General features: G+C 71.8%; 6 protein-coding genes. 2 read left to right on the plus strand and 4 right to left on the minus strand.

What is annotated here, in order from left to right:
- The coding region (locus J1C73_RS00690) for an FGGY family carbohydrate kinase (RefSeq protein WP_207314579.1) at positions 1–1,025 on the minus strand (1,025 nt) is incomplete at its 3' end.
- 250 nt (positions 1,026–1,275) lie between these two features.
- On the opposite strand from J1C73_RS00690, the gene xylA reads away from it, so the two are divergent.
- A complete protein-coding gene (xylA, locus tag J1C73_RS00695; protein ID WP_207314580.1) occupies positions 1,276–2,445 on the plus strand; it encodes a xylose isomerase in 1,170 nt (389 codons plus the stop codon).
- 76 nt (positions 2,446–2,521) lie between these two features.
- Here the strand turns inward: xylA and J1C73_RS00700 are convergent, their stop codons facing one another.
- The 3 genes from J1C73_RS00700 to J1C73_RS00710 all read right to left on the minus strand — a co-directional run bounded on the left by J1C73_RS00700 (position 2,522) and on the right by J1C73_RS00710 (position 5,187).
- Positions 2,522–3,769, minus strand: a complete 1,248-nt coding sequence (locus J1C73_RS00700; protein WP_207314581.1) for an ROK family protein — start codon at positions 3,767–3,769, stop codon at positions 2,522–2,524.
- Between the two features lie 123 nt (positions 3,770–3,892).
- Positions 3,893–4,510 carry a DUF305 domain-containing protein gene (locus J1C73_RS00705; RefSeq protein ID WP_242643525.1) on the minus strand — a complete coding sequence of 206 codons (618 nt, stop codon included), beginning with the start codon at positions 4,508–4,510 and terminating at the stop codon, positions 3,893–3,895.
- Between the two features lie 26 nt (positions 4,511–4,536).
- Positions 4,537–5,187: a thioredoxin-like domain-containing protein gene (locus J1C73_RS00710; RefSeq protein ID WP_207314583.1), complete on the minus strand. Its 651-nt coding sequence runs from the start codon at positions 5,185–5,187 to the stop codon at positions 4,537–4,539.
- Between the two features lie 448 nt (positions 5,188–5,635).
- Here J1C73_RS00710 and J1C73_RS00715 point away from each other — a divergent pair, with 448 nt between their 5' ends.
- Positions 5,636–6,496, plus strand: coding sequence for an LURP-one-related family protein (locus J1C73_RS00715; RefSeq protein ID WP_207314584.1), 861 nt, complete (start codon positions 5,636–5,638; stop codon positions 6,494–6,496).
- Positions 6,497–6,534: the final 38 nt, after the last annotated feature.

The following is a 6,534-nucleotide window of genomic DNA, read 5'->3' on the forward strand; positions in this document are numbered from 1 at the left end:
GGGGTGCGCTCACCGTCCAGGTAGGGCAGGAGCACGGCCTCGCCGCCGGGTGCGGCGTCGGCGCGGTCCAGGCCGAGCAGAGCGGCGACCTTGTCCACGGCGAGCGTGCAGTTGAGGGTGCAGGCCAGCGGGAGGTACGTGCCGTCGGCCGCGGCGAAGCCGGAGAGCGCGGGCGAGGCGGGCCTGGTCCGGGAGGCGGCGAAGACCGTGCCCGAGGTCCCGAGGCTGAGTACCGGGTGGTCCAGGAGCCCGGCGCCGCCGAGCCCGAGTCCGACGGCGGCGCTCATGTTGTCACCGGTGCCCGCCGCGACGGCGATACCGGCCGGCAGGCCGAGCGCCCCGGCCGCCCCGGCGGTCAGGGACCCGATGCGGGCCGCCCCGCTCGAAGCCACCTCGGGCAGCGACGCGGGCTCGATGGAGAGGAGTTCGAGCAGCTCGGGGTCGTAGGCGCCGGTCGCGGTGGAGTACCAGCAGGTGCCGGACGCGTCGCCGGGATCGGTGACGGCGACGCCGGACAGCCGCTCGGTCAGGAAGTCGTGCGGCAGCCGGATCGCGGTGGCCGCCGCGGCGGTGGCCGGTTCGTTCTCCCGCAGCCACATCCACTTCGACGCCGTCATCGCGGCCACCGGCACCGATCCGGTGCGCGCGGTCCAGGCGTCGGCCCCGCCCAGCGCCGCGGTGAGGGCGGCGGCCTGCGGGGCGGAGCGGGTGTCGTTCCACAGGAGTGCCGGGCGCAGCGGGCTGCCGTCCGCGTCCAGGACGACCAGGCCGTGCTGCTGGCCGGCCACGGCAATGCCGGTGACGGCCTCGGCGGGGACATCGGACTCCTTCAGCCCGGCGGCGACCGCGTCGCGCAGCGCCCGCCACCACACCTCGGGGTCCGTCTCGCGGGCCCCGGCCTCACCGGTGACGACATGAGGGGCGCGGCCGACGGCGAGCAGCCGGCCGGTCGCGATGTCGACGAACGCCGCTTTGGTGGACTGGGTGGAGCTGTCCACACCGATGACGACGGTATGCGGCGGCATGGCTGACCTCATTCTCTGGCCTCAGGGATCCCGCGCTGCGGTTCTCGCTCCGCGGGCATTTGCTCGTACGAAGAACAAATTAGGTGATCGAACGTGCAGGGAACAGGGGGAGGAGTGGATTTCCGACGAGGTGGTGGCGAGGGGGTTACGTCGCAGGGATGGTCCGTGCATGATTAATCATGACCGTGAACAAATAGAGGTTCGGCTGCCCGACCGGCTGCGGACCCATGGCACCGAAGGCGGATGGACCATGACCGAACGCTTCACTCCCACCCCGCAGGACAAGTTCACCTTCGGCCTGTGGACCGTGGGCTGGCAGGGGCGCGACCCGTTCGGCGACGCGACCCGCGCGGCGATCGACCCGGTCGACTCCGTCCAGAGGCTCGCGGAGCTCGGTGCCTACGGTGTGACGTTCCACGACGACGACCTGATCCCGTTCGGCTCGACGGACTCCGAGCGCGAAGGCATCGTGAAGCGGTTCCGTCAGTCGCTGGACGCGGCCGGTCTCAAGGTCCCGATGGCGACGACGAACCTGTTCACGCACCCGGTCTTCAAGGACGGCGGTTTCACGTCCAACGACCGTGACGTGCGCCGGTTCGCGCTGCGCAAGGTGATCCGCAACATCGACCTCGCGGTCGAGCTGGGTGCTCAGACGTATGTGGCCTGGGGCGGCCGGGAGGGTGCGGAGTCCGGCGGCGCGAAGGACGTACGGGTCGCGCTGGACCGGATGAAGGAGGCGTTCGACCTGCTCGGCGAGTACGTCGTCGACCAGGGCTACGACCTCCGGTTCGCCATCGAGCCCAAGCCGAACGAGCCGCGCGGCGACATCCTGCTCCCGACCGTCGGCCACGCCCTGGCCTTCATCGAGCGCCTGGAGCGCCCGGAGCTGTACGGCGTGAACCCCGAGGTCGGCCACGAGCAGATGGCCGGACTGAACTTCGCCCACGGCATCGCCCAGGCGATCTGGGCGGGCAAGCTCTTCCACATCGACCTCAACGGCCAGTCCGGCATCAAGTACGACCAGGACCTCCGCTTCGGCGCCGGTGACCTGCGCCAGGCCTTCTGGCTCGTCGACCTGCTGGAGACGGCGGGCTACGAGGGTCCGCGCCACTTCGACTTCAAGCCGCCGCGGACCGAGGACTACGACGGTGTCTGGGCCTCTGCCGCGGGCTGCATGCGCAACTACCTGATCCTCAAGGAGCGCGCCGCCGCCTTCCGCGCCGACCCGGCCGTGCGGGACGCGCTGCGCGCCTCCCGGCTGGACGAGCTGGCACAGCCCACCGCCGCCGACGGCGTGGCCGGACTGCTGGCCGACCGCTCCGCCTACGAGGACTTCGACGTGACGGCCGCGGCGGAGCGCGGCATGGCGTTCGAGGCCCTGGACCAGCTGGCGATGGACCACCTGCTCGGGGTCCGCTGACCCTGCCGCACGGGGTGCGGCCGTGCCGCAGGGGGCGGACACGCGCGGCGCGTCCGCCCCCTGCGTCCTCCTCGGCTCAACGGACCGCGGTCCGCCCCGCGTACGCCACCGGGTCGGCGAGCACGTCCGTCATGACCAGTGCCGCCGCACCCCGTGCCGCGTCACCCGCGACGGACGAGGCGCGGAGCCGGCCGCTGCCCGGCGACCAGAGCCCGGACACGACCCGGTCCGTCAGCTCCCGGTCGACGGGCGGCGACAGCCACGGCATCAGGTTCCGGTAGATCCCGCCGAGCACCACGGCGTCGGGGTCCAGCAGATTCACCGCCCCGGACAGCACCCGGCCCAGCATCCGGCCCGCACCGGCGACCGCGGCCACCGCCCGCTCGTCGCCCGCCCGGATGCGCCGCTCCAGTTCGGCGATCCCGACGCCGCTGCCGGTCTCCTCGATACCGGCGGCCCGCAGGAGCGCCGCCTGTCCCGCGTACTGCTCCAGACAGCCGCGCGAACCGCACCGGCACTGCGGCCCCTCCGAGTCCACCACCACATGCCCGATCTCCCCGGCGAACCCGTGCGCCCCGCGCAGCAGCTCGCCGTTGATGACCAGGGCGCCGCCGACGCCGATCTCGCCGGTCAGGTACAGGAAGCTCCGGATCCGCTCCAGCCCGCCGAACCACAGCTCGGCCAGCGCCGCCAGATTGGCCTCGTTCTCCGAACTCACGGTCAGCGCCTCGCGGCCGGGGCGCTCGTCGGCCAGTGAGGCCGCGAACAGCTCCTGGGCCGGGACCTGGTTCCAGCCCAGGTTCGGGGCCTGGCGCACCGCGCCGCCCGAGACCAGACCGGGCAGCGCCAACGTGACCCCGACGGGGAACAGCTCCTGCTCGCCCGCCGACTCCAGAGTGCGCGCGGCGATCCTGGCCGCCCGCGCCAGTACCTCTGCGGGCGGCGCGCCCCGGTTGTCGAGGTGCTCGGTGAGCCTGACCCGGCCGGTGCCCGCAAGGTCGACGACGCACACCGACACATAGTCGATGTTGACCTCGACGCCGAGCCCGGCCGGACCGGTCCGGGCCATCTTGAGCGCGGTACCGGGCCTGCCCGCCTGTCCGCTGAACGTCTTGCCGGACTCGGTGAGGAACCCGCTGTCGAGCAGCTGCTCGACGAGCGAGGACACGGCGGCCCGCGTCAGCCCGACCCGCGAGGCGACCCCGGCCCGGGTCGCCTCGCCCTCGCTCTCGTCGCGGACGGCCCGCAGCACGAGGCTGAGGTTGCTGCGCCGGACGGTGTCCTTGTCGGCCTTGGGCCCCAGCGGCGTGAGGTTGCTCTTCATATCGGTGCCGAGCCTATGCGATCCCGTACGCCAGTACGGTCGGGATGCGCGGGCCCGACGGCACCGGCCACGCCCTGCTCAAGGGGCGTGGCCGGTCCATGGGTGTGGCCGGGGCCGGTGGGATCAGACCGCGGCCCCGCGCTCCTTGAGCATGTCCGCCATGAGCGCGATCTCCGACCGCTGGCCCAGCACCATGCCCGACGCCAGGTTCTTGATCTCGGCGGTGCCCGCCGCGGCCGCGGCGGCCTGCGCCATGTCCGCACCGGCCCGGTGGTGCACGGTCATCAGCCGCAGGAACAGCACCTCGGCGTCCCTGCCCTTCGCCGCCCGCAGCGCGTCGAGTTCGGCGTCGGTCGCCATGCCGGGCATCAGCGCCCCCTCGCCGCGCGGGGTGACGGTGTGGCCCATCCACTCCATGGGCGGGCCGGGCGAACTCTTCGCACGGCCCCACATCTCCAGCCAGCCCAGCATCATGCCGCGCTGGTTGGCCTGGGTGTTGATGATGTCGAACGCGAGCCGGCGCACCGCCACATCGGTGGTCCGGTCCCGGACGATGAACGACATCTCGACCGCCTGCTGGTGGTGGACCGCCATGTCGCGGGCGAACCCCACGTCCGCCGAGGTCTCGGCAGGGGCGGACGCCGCCGCGGTCGGAGCGGGGGCAGAGGACGAGGGGCGTGCCAGCATGAGCGCGACCAGGGCCAGTGCCAGCACCAGCAGGGCACCGCCGGCCAGCACCATCGGACGGGACGCACGCGCCGAGGAGGTCACTTGGCGATCCCGCCGCTGCACGCGGCGCCCGGCTCAGGGGTCTGCGGGCCCTGGACGTACTTCGTGAAGAACTGCGCCACCCGGGCGTCGGTGGCGCTCTTCACGGTCAGCTGCTTTCCCCAGGCGTTGAGCATGAGCGGGGCGGCCTGGTCCTCGACGGGGCTCATCAGGGAGTACGAGGTGGCCGAGACCCGTTCGCCGAGCTTCTTGACATCGGCGGGCTTCGCCTTGCCGTTGTACGTGACCCAGACGGCGCCGTGCTCCAGCGAGTGGACCGCGTTCTCCTTCGGTATCGCCTCCGTGTAGACATCGGCGTCGCAGTTCATCCACACCTGGCTGTGGTCGCCGCCGACCGGCGGGTTCATCGGGTAGTCGACCTTCTTGTCGACGTGCTCCCGCGAGAGCTTTTCCCAGCTCTTCTCGCCCTGGACGGGCGAGGACTTGGCGGCCGTCTCGGCCTTGTCCTGCTCGTCGGCGGTGTTCATCAGGTAGCCGCCGCCCACGACGAGGCCGGCCACGACGGCGACGGCGGCGGTGATCGTGATGATGCGGCTGCGGCGCTCACGGGCCCGCTCCTTGCGGCGGGCCTCCTCCAGCTTGGCGCGGCGGGCGGTGGCAGGCGTGTGCTGCTTCTTGGCGGAGGTCATGACGGGTCCTCGGGTTCGGTGAGCCGGACGGTTCGCAGACAGGCGTATGTGTCCCCGGGGTGCGGGGACAGGCCCTGCTGCTAGATCCGTTGAACCTGGAGGCGCAGGCTGTCGACGTCGCCGACGGCGTCGTTGGAGGGGCCCCGGATGCCGCGGGCGCCGGAGTGATGGTCCGGGGAGCGGCGAAGGGGGCGCTACGGTGCTGCGCCTCGGCGGACTGCGCGGAGGCGAGCGAACAGCACGACACCATGGCGAGCAGGACGAACACCCAGCTGAGCAGCACCGAGGCGCGGGCGTCGCGCACCCGGTCGGTTCGTCCACTCGGCCTGTTCATCCCGGACATCGTACCGGTGCGTGAAGATTCAATGAGTGCGGATGCCGGTTCGGGAAGCTGTGGATGTGCGGGGGAAGGGGTTCCACCGGCGTCACGGCGGGATAGTGTGCCCCGGTGACAACGCACTCGAACGTATCTGCGGGCTGGTATCCGGATCCGCACGGCGCGCCCCAGCTGCTGCGCTATTGGGACGGCTCCCAGTGGACCGAGCACACCAACCCGGCGGGCGGGCAGCCGCAGGCCCCGGCTCAGGGCCAGGCCCCCGCTCAGGCGCAGGTGCCGCAGCAGCAGGCAGCTCCGCAGCAGCAGTACCAGCAGCAGGCGGCTGCCCAGCAGCCGGCCGCGGCGCCGCAGCAGGGGGGCGCCCCGGGTGCGGGCTCGCTCTTCAACCAGCAGGTCCTGGTGGTGAACCAGAAGGCCAAGCTGATCGAGGTGACGAACGAGTACAGCGTCTTCGACCAGCACGGCAACACCGTCGGCTCGGTCGTCGAGGTCGGTCAGGGCGCGTTCCGCAAGGTGCTGCGCTTCCTCACCAGCATCGACCAGTACCTGACCCACCGTCTTGAGATCCGTGACGCCTACGGTCAGCCGCAGCTCCTGCTCACCCGCCCGGCGAAGTTCATCAAGTCCCGGGTCATCGTGCAGCGGCCGGACGGCGGACAGGTCGGCGAGATCGTCCAGCAGAACGCCATCGGCAAGATCAACTTCGCGATCATGGTCGACGGACAGCAGGTCGGTGCGATCAAGGCGGAGAACTGGCGCGCCTGGAACTTCGCGATCGTGGACCACAACGACGCCGAGATAGCCCGGATCACCAAGACCTGGGAAGGCCTCGCCAAGACGCTGTTCACCACGGCGGACAACTACGTGCTGCAGATCCACTACCAGCTGCCCGAGCCGCTGCTGAGCCTGGTGGTCGCGACGGCGCTGACCGTGGACACCGCCCTCAAGCAGGACTCCCGCGGCCTCGGCTGAGTCCGGCCCCGCGCACCCGACCGCCCGCGCCCCCGCAC

The organism is Streptomyces laculatispora, assembly GCF_017353455.1.
GTDB classification, from domain to species: domain Bacteria; phylum Actinomycetota; class Actinomycetes; order Streptomycetales; family Streptomycetaceae; genus Streptomyces; species Streptomyces laculatispora.

Coding starts and splice junctions, on each gene's coding strand:
- xylA (WP_207314580.1), top strand. CDS start 1,276: ATGACCGAACGCTTCACTCCCACCCCGCAGGACAAGTTCACCTTCGGC.
- J1C73_RS00700 (WP_207314581.1), bottom strand. CDS start 3,769: ATGAAGAGCAACCTCACGCCGCTGGGGCCCAAGGCCGACAAGGACACC.
- J1C73_RS00705 (WP_242643525.1), bottom strand. CDS start 4,510: ATGGTGCTGGCCGGCGGTGCCCTGCTGGTGCTGGCACTGGCCCTGGTC.
- J1C73_RS00710 (WP_207314583.1), bottom strand. CDS start 5,187: ATGACCTCCGCCAAGAAGCAGCACACGCCTGCCACCGCCCGCCGCGCC.